Here is a 17,092-nt window from a genome sequence, read left to right on the forward strand (position 1 = left end):
GTGCTAGTTTCGTCTTTCGATCAACAACAGGGGCGCTCATCCGCCCGGAAGGGAAGTATGTCTGACTCGTCAGGCAGTATTTTCGATTTTCTCGGAATACTTGCCGTATTGCTGCTCGTCGCCGCGAACGGTTTTTTCGTTGCGGCCGAGTTCTCTCTGGTCTCCGTTCGCCGCAGCCGCGTGACGGAACTTGTTGCCGAAGGGCGCATGAACGCCAAGGCGCTGCAGAAGGCGGTCGACAATCTCGATGCCAATCTGGCCGCCACGCAGCTCGGCATCACCATTTCCTCGCTGGCCCTCGGCTGGGTCGGTGAACCCGCACTGGCCCATCTGCTGGAGCCCTTGCTCGATTTTCTCCCCGGAACGTGGGCCGCGGCCGGATCGCATGCCATTGCCGTCGCCATTTCCTTCGTCATCATCACGGCGCTGCATATCGTTCTCGGCGAGCTCGCGCCGAAAAGCCTGGCATTGCAGCGCAGCGAGGGCACAGCGCTTGGCGTCGTGCGGCCGCTGGGGCTGTTCCTCTTCCTGCTGCGCCCGGCAATCACCGTGCTCAACGGTCTCGGCAACCTCGTTCTCCGTCTCTTCGGCCTGCGTCCCGGTGCTGGCGAAGGCTCGCTGCACTCGCCGGCCGAAATCAAGCTCTTGATTGCGGAAAGCCAGGAGGCAGGCCTGCTGGAACAGGCGCAGCAGGATCTGGTGGAGCGTGTCTTCAATATCGGCGACCGCGATGTTTCCGACATCATGACGCCGCGGCTGGAGGTCGAATGGATCGACGCCGACGACCCGCCGGAGGAAATGCAGAGAACCATTCGCGAAAGCCGCTTCGAGCAGCTTCTCGTCGGACGCGGATCGATCGATGAACCGATCGGCATGATCCTGAAGAAGGATCTTCTCGACCAGCTTTTGAACGGCGAAGCGCTGAACCCGATGGCCGTCATCCGTCAGCCGCTTGTCGTCCACGAGTCAACAGCTGTCTTCAAGGTACTGGAAAATTTCAAGCGCGCGCCCGTGCGCCTCGCCATGGTCATCGACGAATATGGCAGCCTCGAGGGCATCGTCACGCAGACGGACCTTTTGGAGGCGATCGCCGGCGATCTGCCCGACATGGAAAACGAGGCGCCGGATGTGGTCGAGCGCGCCGACGGTTCGTTGCTGATGGAAGGCATGATGCCGGTCTATGACGCGTTTGCAAGGCTCGGCCTGCGCGTCGGCGACGAGGACGTCAATTTCCATACGCTTGCGGGCTTCGCCCTCTACCAGCTCGGCCATCTGCCCGAAGTGGGCGAAAGCTTTTCGTTCGGCGGCTGGCATTTCGAGATCGTCGACCTCGACGGCATGCGAATCGACAAGATTCTGGCTCGGCGCGAGCCGGCTTAAGGCGCGCAATACCGTGTGGGAGCTTGCAATCACGCCTGCCCACATCAAAGAGCCGAGGCGCAAGGGACGAATCTGAATGATTCGCAATGCGCTTCGGTCCGCCCTATGCGTCGTTCAGCACGGGAGCGGTTAGGCCGAAAGAAATGGCCCGAAAGCGTCCGGTATCGATCAATCGATTGAAATCGGAGCTTTCGGGCCATATTTATTGTGCAGCGCAACATTTTGCCGTAATTGTCGATTTTCATTTGTGCCTCAATGAATTAAGTTCAACCAGAGGAGTTGGACGGGGACAATGACGAAGTGGGTCTATACATTCGGCGACGGCAAGGCCGAGGGAGGCGCCGGAGATTTTGAACGGCTCGGCGGCAAGGGCGCAAATCTCGCGGAGATGTGCAACCTTGGGCTGCCGGTCCCGCCAGGCATGACGATCGTCAGCGACGTCTGCGCCTTTTACTACAAGATCGGCCGCAATATTCCCGACGAGGTGAAGCCGCAGGTCATGCAGGGGCTGCAGCGGATGGAAGCCATCACCGGGCGCAAGTTCGGCGATACCGAGCGCCCGCTGCTGGTGTCCGTGCGCTCGGGCGGCCGCGCCTCGATGCCGGGTATGATGGATACCGTTCTCAATCTCGGTCTAAACGATGCCACGGTGCAGGCTCTCGGTCACGATGCCGGGGACGCCCGTTTTGCCTGGGACAGCTATCGTCGCTTTATCCAGATGTATGCCGATGTCGTCATGGGCCTCGACAACGAGATTTTCGAAGAGATTCTGGAGGATGAGAAGGCGCGGTTCGGCCATGAGTTCGATACCGACCTGACAGCCGTCGAATGGCAGCACGTCGTCTCGATCTACAAGACCGTCATCGAGGAGGAACTGGGCGAAGCCTTTCCGCAGGAGCCGGAGGTTCAGCTCTGGGGTGCCGTCGGCGCCGTCTTTGCGAGCTGGATGAACGCGCGCGCCGTTACCTATCGCCAATTGCACAACATTCCCGAGGCATGGGGCACCGCCGTCAATATCCAGGCGATGGTTTTCGGTAATCTCGGCAATTCCTCGGCCACCGGCGTTGCCTTCACGCGCAATCCGTCGACCGGCGAAAAGGAGCTTTACGGCGAATTCCTCGTCAATGCGCAAGGGGAGGATGTCGTTGCCGGCATCCGCACGCCGCAAAGCATCACCGAAGTCGCCCGCATAGCCTCCGGCTATGACAAGCCGTCGATGGAAAAGCTGATGCCCGAAGCCTTTGTCGAGTTTCGGGGAATTTGCGCGCAGCTGGAGGGGCACTACCGCGACGTCCAGGATCTGGAATTCACCATAGAGCGCGGCAAGCTCTGGATGCTGCAGACCCGCACCGGTAAGCGGACGACCAAGGCGGCGATGAAGATTGCCGTCGATATGGTCGACGAGGGGCTGATCACCGAGGACGAGGCAGTCTCCCGCATCGATCCGACGACGCTGGACCAGCTCCTGCATCCGACCATCGATCCGCGCGTCCGTCGCGACGTCATCGGCTCCGGTCTCCCGGCATCGCCGGGCGCCGCCACCGGGGAGATCGTCTTCACGGCGGAAGAGGCGATCGTTGCCGAGGAGGAAGGCCGCAAGGCCATCCTCGTGCGGATCGAGACGAGCCCGGAAGACATTCACGGCATGCATGCCGCCGAGGCGATCCTCACCACGCGCGGCGGCATGACGAGCCATGCGGCGGTGGTTGCCCGCGGCATGGGCATCCCTTGCGTCGTCGGCGCGGGCACCATGCGCATCGATATGCGCAACGAAAAGCTGATCGGCATCGGCATCACCCTGACGAAGGGAGACATCGTCACGATCGATGGATCCACCGGCCAGGTTCTGAAGGGCGAGGTGCCGATGATCCAGCCGGAACTGTCGGGCGATTTCGGGCGCATCATGGCCTGGGCCGACCGCTCGCGGCGCATGACGGTGCGCACCAATGCCGATACGCCGGCCGATGCGCGCGCGGCCCGCTCCTTCGGCGCCGAAGGCATCGGCCTTTGCCGCACCGAGCACATGTTCTTCGAAGGCGATCGCATCCATGTGATGCGCGAGATGATCCTTGCCGAAGACGAAACAGGCCGCCGCGCCGCTCTTGCCAAGCTCATGCCGATGCAGCGCCTCGATTTCACCGGCCTGTTCACCATCATGCATGGCCTGCCCGTGACCATCCGCCTGCTCGATCCGCCGCTGCACGAGTTCCTGCCGAAGACGGATGAGGAGATTGCCGAGGTCGCCGGTATCATGGGCATGAAGCCGGCGATCCTGCGCCAGCGGGTCGATGCGCTGCACGAGTTCAATCCGATGCTGGGCCATCGCGGCTGCCGGCTGGCGATTTCCTACCCGGAGATCGTCGAAATGCAGGCCCGCGCCATCTTCGAGGCGGCGGTGCTTGCCGCGCGCGAAACGGGGGCCGCGGTCGTGCCAGAGATCATGGTGCCGCTGGTCGGCCTGCGGTCGGAACTGGATTACGTGAAAGCTCGTATCGACGAGGTCGCGCGCGCCGTCATGACCGAGGCCAGGATGAAGATCGATTATCTCGTCGGCACGATGATCGAGCTGCCGCGAGCCGCACTGCGTGCCCACATCATCGCCGAGGCCGCCGAGTTCTTCTCCTTCGGCACGAACGACCTGACCCAGACCACATTCGGCATGTCACGCGACGATGCCGCCGCCTTCATCCCGACCTATCAGCGCAAGGGCATCATCGAGCACGATCCGTTCATATCGCTCGATTTCGACGGGGTGGGCGAGCTCATCCGCATTGCGTCCGAGCGCGGCCGCCGCACGCGCAACGACATGAAGCTCGGCATTTGCGGAGAGCATGGCGGCGATCCCGCTTCCATTCATTTCTGCGAGGATATCGGGCTGGACTATGTATCCTGTTCGCCCTTCCGCGTGCCGATCGCCCGGCTTGCGGCAGCGCAGGCTGCCATCAAGGGGCGTACCTGATTCCTTGCGGCTCAGCGGTGCCAGTGGCCGCGATGATAGTAATATCCCGGTCCGACGACGACCGTCGGCCCCCAGAAGAAATCATCGTCGCTTTCCATGAAGGCGCGCTGGTCTGCCCGACGGCTTAGATCCTGGTTCATCAGGCAATTGGCAAAATTTTCCGTGCCGCGCCGAAAGCCGTAGCCGCTGCATCTCGCTTCGTCGGCCGCCCGGATTTCCTCGGCTGTCTGGCAGGAGGAGAGCGCAAGCGTGATGGCGAGGAGGGATAAGACGGAGGCGGCGATACGCATGACGAGATGTCCTGAATGCAGATTGCACGTACGAATTATAGCGCCCTGCGTGGTGGCGCGAAAGGCGTATTAAGGCCGCAGGCGATCTCTTATGCCGCTTCCTTCGGCTTTGCCGGCAGACGCTGCAGCAGGTCGACAAAGGCGTCGGCAAATCGCAACAGGTGCTCGGTTTCTTCGTCCGGCTGCAGCAGCCGGATTTCCGCTCCGTCTTCGTCGAGTGCGGCAAAGAGCGTGCGCATCGTGGCGTCCCCTTCGGGAATCCGGATGACCGCCAGCCTGCGGCAATCGGGAAGCAGCCCCGCCGCCGGCAGATCGAACAGGAAATCGCCGTGCACGGCGGAAGCGGCGTTGCGCACGGCTTCGCAAAAGCCCGGCTCGCCGCCGGAGAAACCTTCGAGCGAAAGCTCCAGTTCCAGAAGCTCCAGCGGAAGAACAGGATCGACCGCATCGGTTGCCGCGACCGCAGATGCCGGCAGCGGCTTGGCAGCGATGTCTCGGGAAACTATCGGTTCCATCCCATCAAGTCCTTTCACAGCCTCGATAAAACGCCAAAGAATGACCTTTTTTTGGAATTTAAGCAAGCGCTCACATTTTTGGCCTGGATGCCGCCGGTTTGAGCCGGTCGAAACATTGCACGCCGATGCCGCGACATTCGATTTATTTTCGCCGTTTCTTGATCTAAACATAAGTCTTCTTCTGGGATTCGGTGCATCCGGCTCCCGATCCGACGCGCCGACGAGCCCTTGATGACCATTCGTTTCGACCGTCCTGTTTCACATGCTGCCCGCGCCGCGCGTTTGATCGCTTCCTTTGCCCTGGTGCTCTGTGGGGTGACGTTGGTCGGCTATCGCTTCGGGCCGCTGGAAACGCCGTATTTCGTGTTGTTGCTGCTGATTTCCGCCGGCTGCGCCGCTCTTGCGGTGCTGCTTGCGCTGCTCGGTCTCGTCCAGCTCTGGCAAAATGCCGCCATCGGCGGCGTTTCCTCTGCCAAAGCGCTCGTCTATGCCGCCTTGCCGCTTGCCATTTTCGGTTTCGGCGCCGAGCGTTACTGGACCCGGCCGCCGATCTACGAGATTTCGACCGATCTCAACGACCCGCCGGAATGGCTGGCGACGCCGGATGCCAGGCAGATGTGGCTGCCGCCGCGCCATCTGGTGACGCAGCAGGAGCGCGAGGCGCAGTTCGACGCCTATCCCGCCCTGATCAGCCGGCGCTATGAAGGGGCGAGCGATCGGGTGCTGGAAGCTGTGCGCAAGGTCGCAAGGGATGACCACATCACCATCGTCAAGGCCGAGGGCGCCGATGTTGCCGACCCGAACGGCAATGTGAAATCGAAGCGCCGTACTCGGCCGCAAAGCGTCAATCCGGCGCAGGATGATACTGCGGCAGGGGATGTGCCCGATATCATTCCCGTGCCGACGCCACGTCCCTTCCGCGACGGGGTGGCGGAGCTCATCCGCCAGAATAGCGATGTCGTTCTGCAGGGGGAAACCCGGACCCGCATCTTCGGCTTGCCATGCGATCTGGTGATCCGCCTGCGCGAAGAGGCGGAAACGACGCTGGTGGATATTCGCGTCGCCTCCCGCTATGGCCAGAACGATCTCGGCATCAGCGCCGATCTGGCGGATAGCTATCTGAAGGCGCTGGATGCGGAACTGCTCGGCATCGCCGGCGGTTGAGGCCTGGCATTCCCCCATCCCCCCGTGGGGAGGGGGGATCGTGCCGTTATCTGCCCTCGGAGAACGGGGATGGACTCGAAGTTCCGTCGTTCGAACACCGGGATAGGCCTGCTCAGCCGCCGTGGCTCAAGCCGGGCGGTAGGCTCCCAGCAGTGCCGGTGGCCCGTCGGTTTCCACTTGGCCCTTTTCCACCAGATCTTCCAGATGCGCGAGAACGGACAGTGCCGCCGCTCCATGCAGGCGCGGGTCCGTTTCGCGATAGATGGCTTTCACCATGTCGGGGATCAGCCGGTCTCCTGCCTTGATGCGCTCCAGCACGGCGCGCTCGCGCATGCGGCGATGGGTTCTGAGGCCGCGCATGAAGGAGGCAGGCTCCTTCACCGGTCCCCCATGGCCGGGCAGGAACAGCCGGTCCTTGCGTGTCAGAAGCCGCTCCAGCGAGGCCATGTAATCCGCCATCGACCCATCCGGCGGTGCGACGATCGACGTTGCCCAGGCCATGACGTGATCGGCGGAGAAGACGATGCCCGTGCCGTCAAGCGCGAAGCAGGCGTGGTTTGCCGTGTGGCCGGGCGTCAGCAGCGCCGTCAGCTGCCAGCCGTCTCCCGAGACGCTTTCGCCGTCGCCAAGCACGATATCCGGCTGGAATTCCATGTCGGAGCTTTCGGCGAAGGGATTGACTTCGCCATGATGCAGCGGCCGGGCGGCGCGATGGGGGCCTTCGCCCACGGTCAGCGCCCCTGTTGCCGCCTTCAGCCGTTTGGCAAGCGGCGAATGATCGCGATGGGTGTGGCTCACGAAGATATGCGTGACCTCGCGCCCCTTCAGGGCCGCCAGCAGCGCGGCGAAATGCTCCTCATTCTCCGGACCGGGATCGATGACCGCCACGGAGGAGTCGCCGACGATATAGCTGTTGGTGCCGTGGAAGGTGAAGGCGCTGGGATTGTTGACCGTCATCCGCTCGATGCCGGGTGCGACGGGGACGGCGCGGCCGTAGGCGGGCTCGAAGGCAAGGTCGAAGTCGGGCGTGCTCATGATTGCTTGTATTCAATTTCGATAAAGGACATCGGCTCGGAGCCGGCATTGACGACATTGTGCTCGACACCCGCCTCGCGGCGGTAGGCGGCGCCCCTGGCGATATCGACCCGCCTGCTGCCGTCGAGCTCCTCCAGCAGAAACCGGCAATCCGTCATCGGCACCACGACATAGCCGAGGCCGTGGACATGATGCCCGGTATCGGCGCCCGGCTCGAAATCCCAGCGCGTGATCCGCACGACGGCGTCATCGACAAGCACGGTGGGCACGGCCGGCGGACGGGCGCGAAACTGGCTCATCGGACCTCCTCATTCGCGATGCAGTGCAGCAAGACCTATCATAGACGCCCGAAAAGCACACAGAAATATGCATCCGCGCATAACTTAGTCATTGTAGCGGCAAGCGACCTTTGCTAATCAGACGCCGATTTGGCTGAGATAACAGCCTTTTCCTTTGTTGGGGCGTCGCCAAGCGGTAAGGCACCGGTTTTTGGTACCGGCATTCCCAGGTTCGAATCCTGGCGCCCCAGCCATGGCTTATTTTATCAATGAAATCAATTTCTTAATAAATTTTAGAAAAAGCTAAGTGTTGCAGCTTTGTGAATGTTCCACATGGGCTTTTCAAGGAAATGTGGATAGGTGGAAAAGTGATAGCTATTGAGGACGCATTGAGCGACCTGTTGCGAGAGGTCGAACGCGGACAAAATTACGAATTAGTCGCCGTTGAAGTCGCTAATGAACATAAGGTGAATCCGGCACTTCTTAGACGAAAATTCTCTGAGCGATATGGCTCGCCCGAAGCGACGATGGCAAGATATGCCGCAAAGGCCGAAAGCGAAAAGCCTATGGAGATTGACTACATCCTGGCTGAGCAGTTCGTTCGTTTTGAGTGCCTAAGAGCCGGTGTTCGGTCGAAACAATTTCTCCCGCTAAAGGGGAAGCGACAGCTGGTGATAGCAACTAGAATAGTTGATCTTAAATCCTATCGTCTTGTCTTGGACCTTCGAACGCGGACTGCAGAGTGGGAGCTTATAAGCGACTTGCGGGAAATATTTAAATAGCCCGCCGATCTTCTCCGGCAGGCTTTGTTTTAGTCTGCCGGCTTTTTCCAAGTCGCTATCATGACGTTGATCTTCGGTTGAATACGTCGCCGTGCCCCTTCTCGTTCGACGCCAGCGAGAAGCATCTGGTCATAGTCAGTCATGCTATGGCGAAGCACATTCTGCATGGTGATGCCGACCGCCTTGCCGATCGACGCACCTTGCCAGTCCTTTTTAGTGATTTCGCCAATAAAGAACGCGATGGCAAAATCAGGGCATCCCGGATGCTTGCGCCGTATGTGCTTCTCGATTGTCTCGGGTGAGAATTTCCCCATTGTGATCCATCTAAACGAAAAGGCCCGCCGAAGCGGGCCTTGATCTACCTTAAAGAGTTCGGGCGAGCGCCTTGGCCGGCCTGCTCCGTTCACGCGCCTGTTTCATCACCATGACATCGAGGCTAACGTCCATGGCAGCGAGGGGTGCTCTGATATCGATGTTCTCACGCTCGATGGCTGCTGCAAGCGCTGCGTCAATGTCGGCCTGGTGGGCATGTGCTGCCATGCCTGCTCATGGCGATCAATCGTCGTCTCATGGTGCTGCCAAACAGCTACAGCCTTGTCGTTGTCGGTGATCTGTTGACGGGCGCGGAGATCGACAAACTGCCGGTTCCATTCCTCCACAATCGGCCACATACGGCGCTTGGCTTCCGTCTCGTCCTTCGTGCCGAGTGCCTTCACAAGTTCCTGTTTGCCGATCACCTCGGCGAGATCGAGAGGAACGCGCACTCGCACATAGTAGCTTGCGCCGCGCCGAAGGATGTAGCTTAATCGTGCCATGGCTGCCCCATGTGGAAGGTCTATGTGTTACAACTTTTGAAAAAAATAGAGCAATGAAAACAATAAAGTAACGGAAATCAGATGCTTAGAAAAAGTTGGATTTTGTTTCTGGCGCCCCAGCCATATCCACCGGCTGAAATAACATCGGGGTCATTCCAGGTGAGGCCTGCCTTTCGTCAGGATGTATCGTAATGGGTTGTTTGCCGCCGTTTCTCCTGCTCCTGATCGGAGGTGCTGTCGGTGCGCTTGCGGGTGGAAGGCACGGAGCGATCTGGGGAGGCAGCGCCGGATTTGTCCTCGGAGTGATATTGATGGTGGCGCTTGTCGGATTGTTGCGAGACGCGCGCCATAAATGATCCCCGCCCGGACTGGCAGCGGCGGTTCCTTGCATCGAGATAATGACCGGCCCGCGCCCGCAGCTCGTTCTGTCCTGCAGCCTTAACCCGTCGATTGCTGTTCGCCCCGCTAAATCCGGCCTTCCGGCCGAGAGCTTGCCGCCATCCGGAATGAGAGCCCGCCGTGAAGCGGGCCTCCTGTTCAAAGTATCTTCGCCAGAAAGCTTTTCGTGCGATCTACTTGCGGATTTGAGAAGAGCTCCTGGGGAGCCCCTTCTTCAAGAATCTGGCCGTGATCCATGAAGATCACGCGGTGGCCCACCTCGCGGGCGAAGCCCATTTCGTGGGTGACGACGACCATCGTCATGCCCTCATGCGCCAGATTGTTCATGACCTGAAGCACTTCGCCCACCATTTCCGGATCGAGCGCCGAGGTCGGCTCGTCGAAGAGCATGACATCAGGCCCCATCGCCAGTGCGCGCGCGATGGCGACACGCTGTTGCTGGCCGCCGGAAAGCTCGTCGGGATAGTTCGCTTCCTTGCCCGTCAGACCGACTTTTGCCAGCAATTCGCGCGCCACGCGGTCGGCCTCTTCGGGTGCGACCTTCTTGACCTTGCGCGGCCCGATCGTGATATTTTCCAATATCGTCAGATGCTTGAAGAGATTGAACTGCTGGAACACCATCCCCACATGCTGGCGCAGCTTGTGGATATTGGTCTTCGGATCGGTCAGCATCATTCCGGCAATCTCGATATCGCCGCTGGTTGGCGTCTCCAGTCCGTTCAGGCAGCGCAGGAAGGTGCTTTTACCGCTTCCCGATGGCCCGATGACGACGACGACCTCGTTGTTTTCCACATGCGTGGTGATGCCTTTCAGGATCTCGTGTTGCCCGAAGGATTTGTGAAGCTCTTTAACGCTTATCAACTTGAAGCCTCCTCTCAATGTACGACGAGAACTTCGACAGGGAGAAAATCATCACGAAATAAAGTGCCGCGACGAAGCCCCAGATTGTGAAGGACGCGAAGGTTTCGGAGATCACGATCTCGCCTTTGTAGACCAGTTCGGCAATGCCGACCGGCGCCAGCAGCGAGGTATCCTTGATGGTCTGTGCCGCCTGGTTCACCAATGGCGGGATCATCCGCTTGAAGGCCTGCGGCAGAACGATATAGCGCATCGTCTGGAAGCCGGTCATCGCGATGCTTGCTGCCGCTTCCTTCTGCCCCCGGTCGACGCCGAGAATGCCGGCGCGGACGATCTCGGTGACGTAGGCGCCTTCGTTCAGGCTGAGGGTGAAGGCGGCTGCGAGAATCGGATAGGTCAGCTGCCCGAACCAGGCATTGACCGGCAGGATTGCCGGCAGCCCCAGCACGATGAAGAAGAGCTGGACCAGCAGCGGTGTCGACCGGAAAATCTCGACATAGGCTGTAGCGATCCACCTTAGCGGTGCGACCTTCGAAAGACGCATGAGCGCCGCCACCAGGCCGATGACGACCATCAGGATGATAGCGACGAGCGAGTATTCGATGGTCAGGAGCAAGCCGCTCAAGATGACAGGTAGATTTTGCCAAATGGCGTCCATGAATCGCATCCTGTTTCTTTGTTTTATCGAGGATGAGCAAGGCGCGCGGCACCCAGTTTATGCCGCGCGGCCTATGGATCAATCCCAGGACTTTCGGGAGGTTGAAATATCGTCGGCCCTATCGCGCCGGCGGATCTTATTCCGAAAGCGCGACTTTCGCCGGGTCGAGGGCCTCATTGACCTCGCCGCTGGTATCGCCGCCAAAATACTTTACGAAAAGCTGGTGGTACTCGCCGCTCTTCCGGATCTTGTCCAGGCCGTCATTGATCTTGTTGACGAGCTCGGGCTTCGTCTTGCTGAGGGCGATACCGTAATATTCGCCGGTCAGCAGCGGTCCGACCGTCTTCACATCGTCGTGCTTGGCCTTGAAGTCGATGTTGACGGGATTGTCGAAGATGACAGCGTCCGCGCCGCCGGTTTCCAGCGCCTGATAGGCTGCATCGATGTTCTGGAACTGCTTGATGTAATCGGACGAGAAGCCGTGGCCGGTCAGGTAGTCGACCGAGGACGTCGCCTTCTTGGTTGCGACGACATGGCCCTTGAGATCGTCGAAGCTGTTGATGTTCGAATCCTTCTTCACCAGAACCGACAGGCCGGACTTATAGTAGGCATTGCTGAAGTTGGCGTTCTGCAACCGGCTGGCCTTGATGGTGATACCCGCGACGGCAGCATCGATGGAGCCGGCCTGCAGGCTCGGAATGAGGCCGTTGAACGGCAATGTCTTCAACGTGACCGTCATGTTCTCGGCCTTGGCGATCGCATTGATCATGTCAATGTCGAATCCCGTAACCGTGCCGTCCTTCTCGCTTTCAAAAGGCGGAAAGGTCGTATCGGCACCGACCACGATGCTCGTCGCATCTTGAGCGGCGACGGTGGAGGCGGTGCAAACGATGGTTGCAAGACCGGAAGCCAGTGCGGCGACCAATGCGATGGATGTTTTGTTTTTCAAGGGGGCTCTCCTTCTGGCGGGAGATCATACGCCTGGGCGACCGCAACGATTTTCACGGCGCGTAAGCTTATTTGTAAGCATCTCCCGACTAATATATTTAACGACATCGTTGATGGGTCAAGGGTCGATCGGAAACAAATTTGGCGATGCCGCGCCGCTTCCGGCCGGGCTTGGCAGCAGGAATTCGCTTTTTGAATGAAACCAGTGTCGCAATGCGAGCGCTGGAGTCTGAAGCCTATCGTGGAAAAGTCTGAGAGACCTTTCTGGCGGCGCAAGGCTATTGAAGCTGCGCCCGAATTGCGCGACCGCATCGAATGATCCTGATCGCCGACAGCGACTATGTCCGCAACTGCCTCGCAGCGCCGAATGCAGATGTGAGTACCGCTGTCGATCGGCCGCGGCCGAAAAGCTTTGATGAAATTGCCTCGGCAGCTGGTTGAAGCCTGCAAAGGCAGCAGGCGGCCCTCGCAGGCCGCCCGCCGGCATTGTCTCGTGATGAAGCTCCGGCTTCAGCCCGCCTTTTCCGGCGGCGCCAGAAGTTCGGCGCAGTAGGAGGGGCCGCTGACGCCCGGCTGGTCGCCGAGGATACGGACCGAGCGGATTTCGTAGCTCTGGTTGGTGACGATGTCGGCCTTGCAACTGAGGGAGCGCTTGCCGGTCTTCTTGCCGTCCTTGTTGACGACGGTGACGTTCTTGTAGCCGCCGCGCCAGGTGTAGACGCGGTTGCCGCTTTCGTCGCGGTCGGCGATCGGCGGGCCGTAGGCTGCGAAGAAGCGGCCTGCGGACTGGCCCTGCCAGCGATCCTGAACGGGGTTCTTAGCAAGCAGCGGCAGGGCTGCTGTCGTTGTCGTCGTCGTGGTGCTGCAACCGGCCAGCGCCAGCAACAGTCCAGCCGCGGTGATCATGCGGATATTCATCGTGTCGTCCTTGAGCTTCTGTCACGCATACGGTCGCGGAAAAGCCGCGCTGTCCCACGACGTTTCCACCTGTCCCGCCTAGGGCTTTAACGCCAAAGCCGGCAAAAGAAAATTCCCATCCGCGTGTACAAGCGGGATTTTACTTAATCTGTTGCGTCTTTTGCACGCCGACATTTTCAGCCTCTGTTTCCTGCCGATTTTCTGGGCAGATGCGGCTGTAATCTTTTCGTCAAAAATCCGATGCTTTTTTTGAATTTGGTGCTTGTGCATCAAAAATGGCTGGTCTATAGAACCCGCGCTGGTCACGGAGTGTAGCGCAGTCTGGTAGCGCACCACGTTCGGGACGTGGGGGTCGAGTGTTCGAATCACTCCACTCCGACCAGTCGTAACCCTCGGTAATCGTTGCCGAAAATCAGGGTTGCTAATATTTCCCGAAATTTTCCATCTAACGAAATACCTAACGATACCTTTCCCTTAGTTGGTCAGGGCTCGTCGCCTTACTCACATGCATCGGCTGACGTCAGCGGCAATTGGCCTATGCGCATTGCACATTAAAGCCCTTCATTTGTCCGAAGAATTACCTGAACTAGGCTGAAGAGCCGATGGAAAAGGTAATCAACGTGCTCTACCTTCGCGACGCGCTCCTTACCCTTCTCCGAGTGCCTAATTTGCATATTGTTCCCGATCCAGGTGAGTTCATGAGCCTCGTTCTCCAATGCCTTTCGGAGCACTGGAGAGGATGAACCCGCAGTGGCATCAAGAAGAGCGCTCGTCTGCACCTTCTTGTCGGAACCAGCACCTTGCGTCTTCAGTCGCTCCCATGCGTCCCAAAGTTTTTCCAATGCTTCTCGCCGTATTTCCTCATCTGGGTCGATAATCCTCGACCGCGCTGCCTCCAGCATGCGATTAAGCTCTGAATCGAGAGTTTGAAAATATGCCGACGTAAGTGCCTTCCGCAGTACCGGCGGGAGTAGACGTTCAATGCTGCCATCTTCCTTGAGTTCGTAGGCAAGGCCGTTACGTCGGAGAATCCTATTAACGTCTATTCGGAAGTTTTCGCGCCCCTCCTCGACGTCGAAGCGTAGATGATGGTGTTGAAAATATTGGTGGTAACTAACCTGAACCGGCTTTCCAATGCACCGCCAGCAAAACTGGATCATGTCGAGGACATCCAGCGTTCGTGGCATGTCTTCTCCGTGGTACCAGGGCGGCAACATACGCCCTTGAAGGTTCGGAATTTCTGCCCGCATCGCTTGCCAAAGAGTATCCGCGTCGCTGCCTATCGGACCTCGCCCGTCCTCACACGAAATAGGGTAGGTCGCGCCGAACGAGCCATCATCTATTCGGGCTGTGATAAGCGCCCTAATGCCACCCCAAGCCCCTTCACCTATTTCTTCCTTTTCCTGAGGACGTTCACCCTCTTCCTTTTCGCTGAAGTACGTCATGTGCCCCGCCTTGGTGTCACGCGTCTACGCGTGGTTCATTCAGTAGATCATGAAGTATTTCATCCCACATCTTTGACGCTGCAAAAATCGCTTCATCGATGCGCCATTTCCTTCCATCAAACATGATATTGGCAACATGCCTCTCCTTGCCCGCGATCTGAGATTCAAACGGCAAGTATTCTCGGAAAGCCGACCAGTCCTTATCTGTAGGTCTATGCCGGAGATCAAAATGCCGGACCCGGTTATCGATGTCCCTGCAAAGCGGCCATACCGGATAGCGATTGAGCTTTTCAGACAGTTCTGCCTTATCCATCGCGCCGTCTTCGTGGAGCCATTCAAACAACGAGTGACACCATAAAAAGTAAGCCAGTGAGAAATCTATGGCGTCCTGAAAATCGGATTCAGGCAAATTTCGGAGAGCATCTAGGCTTCGCTTTTCCCATCTCCGCATGCGCCGATGATGGTTTTGCCACCCCCCGTTCGTGTCCGCGCTTTGCCCTTTACCAAAAACCATTCATGCCTCCCCAAAATGACATCAGTACAACCATTCTCAGTAGAGATGAAAACTGTTTCTTTAGGGTTGTGATACACATTCCGCCCACTGCAAAGCGGAGAAAGAAAGTGACGATGAAAATCAAAGTTTTCGAAGATGAGAATGGTGACGAATACGAGATGTATTGCGTCGAGATTGATGGCGATGAGCAATGCTTTGACAACAGGAAGGACGCGGAAGAAGCGTTAGAAAATTCCAAACCGAAGGGACCTAAGCTCGGCGGCTTCGGCGGATAGATATTGTCGCTTGCAGTTTCCTTTGTCAGCCTTGACGACAAAGGAAACTGCCATGAAACCGAACACAGCCGCACAAGCCCGCAAGGACGAGTCTCGCAAGCGCCGCCGGGCCGCCGACCGCTGGCGAAAATGGATCGAAGACCTTCACCGCCGTCAGCAACGGGCTGAGCGCGACCGTCGTCGCAGATGGCTGCTAACCCTGCTTTTGGCCTTGCTCGAATCCAAGCCGGTTCAGGCATTTTCTCCTGTTGATTTTGCTGCGCAGTATCCTACGCAGCAGAAACGTCAGCCGGAGCTGCCAAGGAAATCAGAGAAAAAGGCTCCCTCCGCCGACACCATCAGCGACTACGACCGTCATTATCTGTACGATCACCGGCCACGACGCGGCGAAGAGCACCTAGAAGTTTACGACGGGCTTACCTATGAGGACATCGCCGCATACAATCGCGAACATCGGCCACGCCTTTCCCCGAAATTTCTGCACATTCCCGGCATGCCGAAACGTTATTCCGACGAGCCAGTGCATATATGGACGCTGCTTTTCGAGATGCAGTATCCGCACGCACGACCAGACGCGATTACGGCTCTCAAGCTCATTGTCGATCCGAGCGCACACGCCTGGATCGACGCCTGTGCGGCCGAAACGAACGGGCTCACTTGGAAAGACCTGTCGCGACAATGTCGTCGTCGGACACCAGAAATGACGGCCCGCGAGTTTCCACGAGCGGCGGAGCGGTGGCGAGAGGAATTGCGCAGTGAAGCCGAGGAACGAAAGAAAGAGGCTAAGGAAACGCCTTCGACCGGCCCGAAGCCACCCGGTTCCGATTAAGGAAATCACAAAATATTAACTGTTGACGGCAAGGAAATGTTCAAATATTTTTCCCGATAAATTCGAGTAAATCTTTTTATATACATTTCCTTGTCAAGTAAATTGTTGTTTTGTCTATATAAATTCTAAGTGAATTGAATTTCTGTTCTTTCTGTGAATCTTTTGCGTGCGTCGATTGGCGACATGCAAACTGAAGAAGGACGACGCCATGCAGAAGAATCAAACTAGACGCGGCTATCGAGTGCGCTGGGATATGGAAGATGAATGCACGATTGACGTGCACGGAAAGCCGTATGTCTTCCAGATTTTAATCAATAAAGTTTGGCTCGGCAGGTTTGTTTATTTCTTGGAGAAGACGACATTTGACGCCCATGGCGGCGAGACAGATCGGACTGTCGCGCAAGGCCATGAGTCGACGTTGAGCAAAGCTCAGAAAGCGGCGATGACGGCCTTTCGGAGACATCACAACGCTACGCTGGAACTGGCCGCGTGATCTATTCCACGAGGACCCCGACAGGTACGGTTTGCGAGTCACCTTGGCGATCCGAGATGGTGACAGAGAAGTCATATCGACCAGCGATGGAAATCCGCCCCTTAATCAGCCCGTTTGACAGGTCCAGCGATAGCGTCGAGGGAAGGTCCGGGCTCGAAAAGGTATAGCCCGTCCTCGGGCTTCCTGCGGGCCAGATCGGAGTAATTGCCAAGCTGGTGCCGGATCGCACCTTTGTTGTGGCCCCGTCGGAAACCCAAAAATCGATGACGGGATCGGGAATTTCCAACTCAGGCGGGGGTTCGACGAACTTGAGGATGCCGGTTTTCGGCGAGCGCCATATGATTTCACTCGCATGCGCAGACGACGAAAGCACCAACGCGGCAAGAGCAACGGGAAGTAGACGCATGCGGAAGTCTCCAATGAAACAGACCAAGATTGCCGCACATGGTCAAGCAAGCGACAAACCTGTTTCGTATCTTGCGCCGATGCGAAAGGTGGGTTTCAATGAATATGGCGAACCCGGTCCCCCGGTAGTAG

The 17,092-nt window shown here is 58.2% G+C and carries 20 protein-coding genes and 2 tRNA genes; 9 read left to right on the top strand and 13 right to left on the bottom strand.

The features are described from left to right. Window positions 1-57 precede the first annotated feature (57 nt). Together ACJJVH_RS02500 and ppdK are read left to right on the top strand one after the other, a co-directional pair. Window positions 58-1,380 (top strand): hemolysin family protein, encoded by a 1,323-nt coding sequence (locus ACJJVH_RS02500; RefSeq protein ID WP_112796617.1) that lies wholly within the window; start codon window positions 58-60, stop codon window positions 1,378-1,380. 292 nt (window positions 1,381-1,672) lie between these two features. Continuing rightward, window positions 1,673-4,339: a pyruvate, phosphate dikinase gene (gene ppdK / locus ACJJVH_RS02505; RefSeq protein WP_412064660.1), complete on the top strand. Its 2,667-nt coding sequence runs from the start codon at window positions 1,673-1,675 to the stop codon at window positions 4,337-4,339. Window positions 4,340-4,350: 11 nt separating this feature from the next. On the opposite strand, the gene ACJJVH_RS02510 is transcribed toward ppdK, so the two are convergent. Both ACJJVH_RS02510 and ACJJVH_RS02515 read right to left on the bottom strand, forming a co-directional pair. After that, the gene (locus tag ACJJVH_RS02510; protein WP_112796621.1) at window positions 4,351-4,629 is read right to left on the bottom strand and encodes a hypothetical protein; all 279 of its coding nucleotides are present in this window, start codon (window positions 4,627-4,629) and stop codon (window positions 4,351-4,353) included. Window positions 4,630-4,718: 89 nt separating this feature from the next. Beyond that, window positions 4,719-5,135 carry a hypothetical protein gene (locus tag ACJJVH_RS02515; protein WP_412065121.1) on the bottom strand — a complete coding sequence of 139 codons (417 nt, stop codon included), beginning with the start codon at window positions 5,133-5,135 and terminating at the stop codon, window positions 4,719-4,721. Window positions 5,136-5,375: 240 nt separating this feature from the next. On the opposite strand from ACJJVH_RS02515, the gene ACJJVH_RS02520 reads away from it, so the two are divergent. Beyond that, window positions 5,376-6,308 carry a DUF1499 domain-containing protein gene (locus tag ACJJVH_RS02520; RefSeq protein ID WP_113502676.1) on the top strand — a complete coding sequence of 311 codons (933 nt, stop codon included), beginning with the start codon at window positions 5,376-5,378 and terminating at the stop codon, window positions 6,306-6,308. Window positions 6,309-6,434: 126 nt separating this feature from the next. Here the strand turns inward: ACJJVH_RS02520 and ACJJVH_RS02525 are convergent, their stop codons facing one another. Beyond that, the gene (locus ACJJVH_RS02525; protein ID WP_412064661.1) at window positions 6,435-7,343 is read right to left on the bottom strand and encodes an MBL fold metallo-hydrolase; all 909 of its coding nucleotides are present in this window, start codon (window positions 7,341-7,343) and stop codon (window positions 6,435-6,437) included. Then, on the bottom strand, window positions 7,340-7,642 hold the full coding sequence (locus ACJJVH_RS02530) for a cupin domain-containing protein (RefSeq protein WP_412064662.1): 303 nt from the start codon (window positions 7,640-7,642) through the stop codon (window positions 7,340-7,342). The genes ACJJVH_RS02525 and ACJJVH_RS02530 overlap by 4 nt, the downstream gene beginning before the upstream one ends. Window positions 7,643-7,800: 158 nt before the next feature. On the opposite strand from ACJJVH_RS02530, the gene ACJJVH_RS02535 reads away from it, so the two are divergent. Both ACJJVH_RS02535 and ACJJVH_RS02540 read left to right on the top strand, forming a co-directional pair. Then, a tRNA-Gln gene (locus ACJJVH_RS02535) sits at window positions 7,801-7,875 on the top strand. A 135-nt stretch (window positions 7,876-8,010) separates the two neighbouring features. Next, window positions 8,011-8,403 (top strand): hypothetical protein, encoded by a 393-nt coding sequence (locus ACJJVH_RS02540; protein WP_412064663.1) that lies wholly within the window; start codon window positions 8,011-8,013, stop codon window positions 8,401-8,403. A gap of 29 nt (window positions 8,404-8,432) precedes the next feature. Here ACJJVH_RS02540 and ACJJVH_RS02545 read toward each other — a convergent pair whose 3' ends face one another. The 6 genes from ACJJVH_RS02545 to ACJJVH_RS02570 form a co-directional block, all read right to left on the bottom strand. Further along, the gene (locus tag ACJJVH_RS02545) at window positions 8,433-8,717 is read right to left on the bottom strand and encodes a DUF2293 domain-containing protein (RefSeq protein WP_412064664.1); all 285 of its coding nucleotides are present in this window, start codon (window positions 8,715-8,717) and stop codon (window positions 8,433-8,435) included. A 105-nt stretch (window positions 8,718-8,822) separates the two neighbouring features. Then, a complete protein-coding gene (locus tag ACJJVH_RS02550) occupies window positions 8,823-9,218 on the bottom strand; it encodes a DUF6538 domain-containing protein (RefSeq protein WP_412064665.1) in 396 nt (131 codons plus the stop codon). Between the two features lie 537 nt (window positions 9,219-9,755). Next, window positions 9,756-10,478 carry an amino acid ABC transporter ATP-binding protein gene (locus ACJJVH_RS02555; protein WP_112796630.1) on the bottom strand — a complete coding sequence of 241 codons (723 nt, stop codon included), beginning with the start codon at window positions 10,476-10,478 and terminating at the stop codon, window positions 9,756-9,758. Then, window positions 10,465-11,133: an amino acid ABC transporter permease gene (locus ACJJVH_RS02560; RefSeq protein ID WP_112796631.1), complete on the bottom strand. Its 669-nt coding sequence runs from the start codon at window positions 11,131-11,133 to the stop codon at window positions 10,465-10,467. Before ACJJVH_RS02560 ends, ACJJVH_RS02555 begins: the two co-directional genes overlap by 14 nt. 136 nt (window positions 11,134-11,269) lie before the next feature. Then, the gene (locus ACJJVH_RS02565) at window positions 11,270-12,082 is read right to left on the bottom strand and encodes a transporter substrate-binding domain-containing protein (RefSeq protein ID WP_412064666.1); all 813 of its coding nucleotides are present in this window, start codon (window positions 12,080-12,082) and stop codon (window positions 11,270-11,272) included. A 509-nt stretch (window positions 12,083-12,591) separates the two neighbouring features. Beyond that, the gene (locus ACJJVH_RS02570) at window positions 12,592-12,999 is read right to left on the bottom strand and encodes a hypothetical protein (RefSeq protein ID WP_112796633.1); all 408 of its coding nucleotides are present in this window, start codon (window positions 12,997-12,999) and stop codon (window positions 12,592-12,594) included. A gap of 305 nt (window positions 13,000-13,304) precedes the next feature. Here ACJJVH_RS02570 and ACJJVH_RS02575 point away from each other — a divergent pair. Then, window positions 13,305-13,381 (top strand) — tRNA-Pro (locus ACJJVH_RS02575). 169 nt (window positions 13,382-13,550) lie between these two features. Here the strand turns inward: ACJJVH_RS02575 and ACJJVH_RS02580 are convergent. Next, window positions 13,551-14,444 (bottom strand): hypothetical protein, encoded by an 894-nt coding sequence (locus tag ACJJVH_RS02580; RefSeq protein WP_412064667.1) that lies wholly within the window; start codon window positions 14,442-14,444, stop codon window positions 13,551-13,553. A gap of 16 nt (window positions 14,445-14,460) precedes the next feature. Beyond that, complete coding sequence (locus ACJJVH_RS02585; protein WP_412064668.1) at window positions 14,461-14,958, bottom strand: hypothetical protein; 498 nt, start codon at window positions 14,956-14,958, stop codon at window positions 14,461-14,463. Window positions 14,959-15,065: 107 nt separating this feature from the next. Between ACJJVH_RS02585 and ACJJVH_RS02590 the strand changes: the two genes are divergently transcribed. From ACJJVH_RS02590 to ACJJVH_RS02600, 3 genes are all read left to right on the top strand, one after another. Then, window positions 15,066-15,233: a hypothetical protein gene (locus ACJJVH_RS02590; protein ID WP_412064669.1), complete on the top strand. Its 168-nt coding sequence runs from the start codon at window positions 15,066-15,068 to the stop codon at window positions 15,231-15,233. A 52-nt stretch (window positions 15,234-15,285) separates the two neighbouring features. After that, window positions 15,286-16,062 (top strand): hypothetical protein, encoded by a 777-nt coding sequence (locus tag ACJJVH_RS02595; protein ID WP_412064670.1) that lies wholly within the window; start codon window positions 15,286-15,288, stop codon window positions 16,060-16,062. Window positions 16,063-16,270: 208 nt separating this feature from the next. Beyond that, a complete protein-coding gene (locus tag ACJJVH_RS02600; protein ID WP_412064671.1) occupies window positions 16,271-16,555 on the top strand; it encodes a hypothetical protein in 285 nt (94 codons plus the stop codon). A gap of 1 nt (window position 16,556) precedes the next feature. Here the strand turns inward: ACJJVH_RS02600 and ACJJVH_RS02605 are convergent, their stop codons facing one another. Then, a complete protein-coding gene (locus ACJJVH_RS02605; RefSeq protein WP_412064672.1) occupies window positions 16,557-16,961 on the bottom strand; it encodes a putative Ig domain-containing protein in 405 nt (134 codons plus the stop codon). Window positions 16,962-17,092: the final 131 nt, after the last annotated feature.

Source organism: Rhizobium sp. SYY.PMSO, from assembly GCF_046840415.1.
GTDB lineage: Bacteria > Pseudomonadota > Alphaproteobacteria > Rhizobiales > Rhizobiaceae > Rhizobium.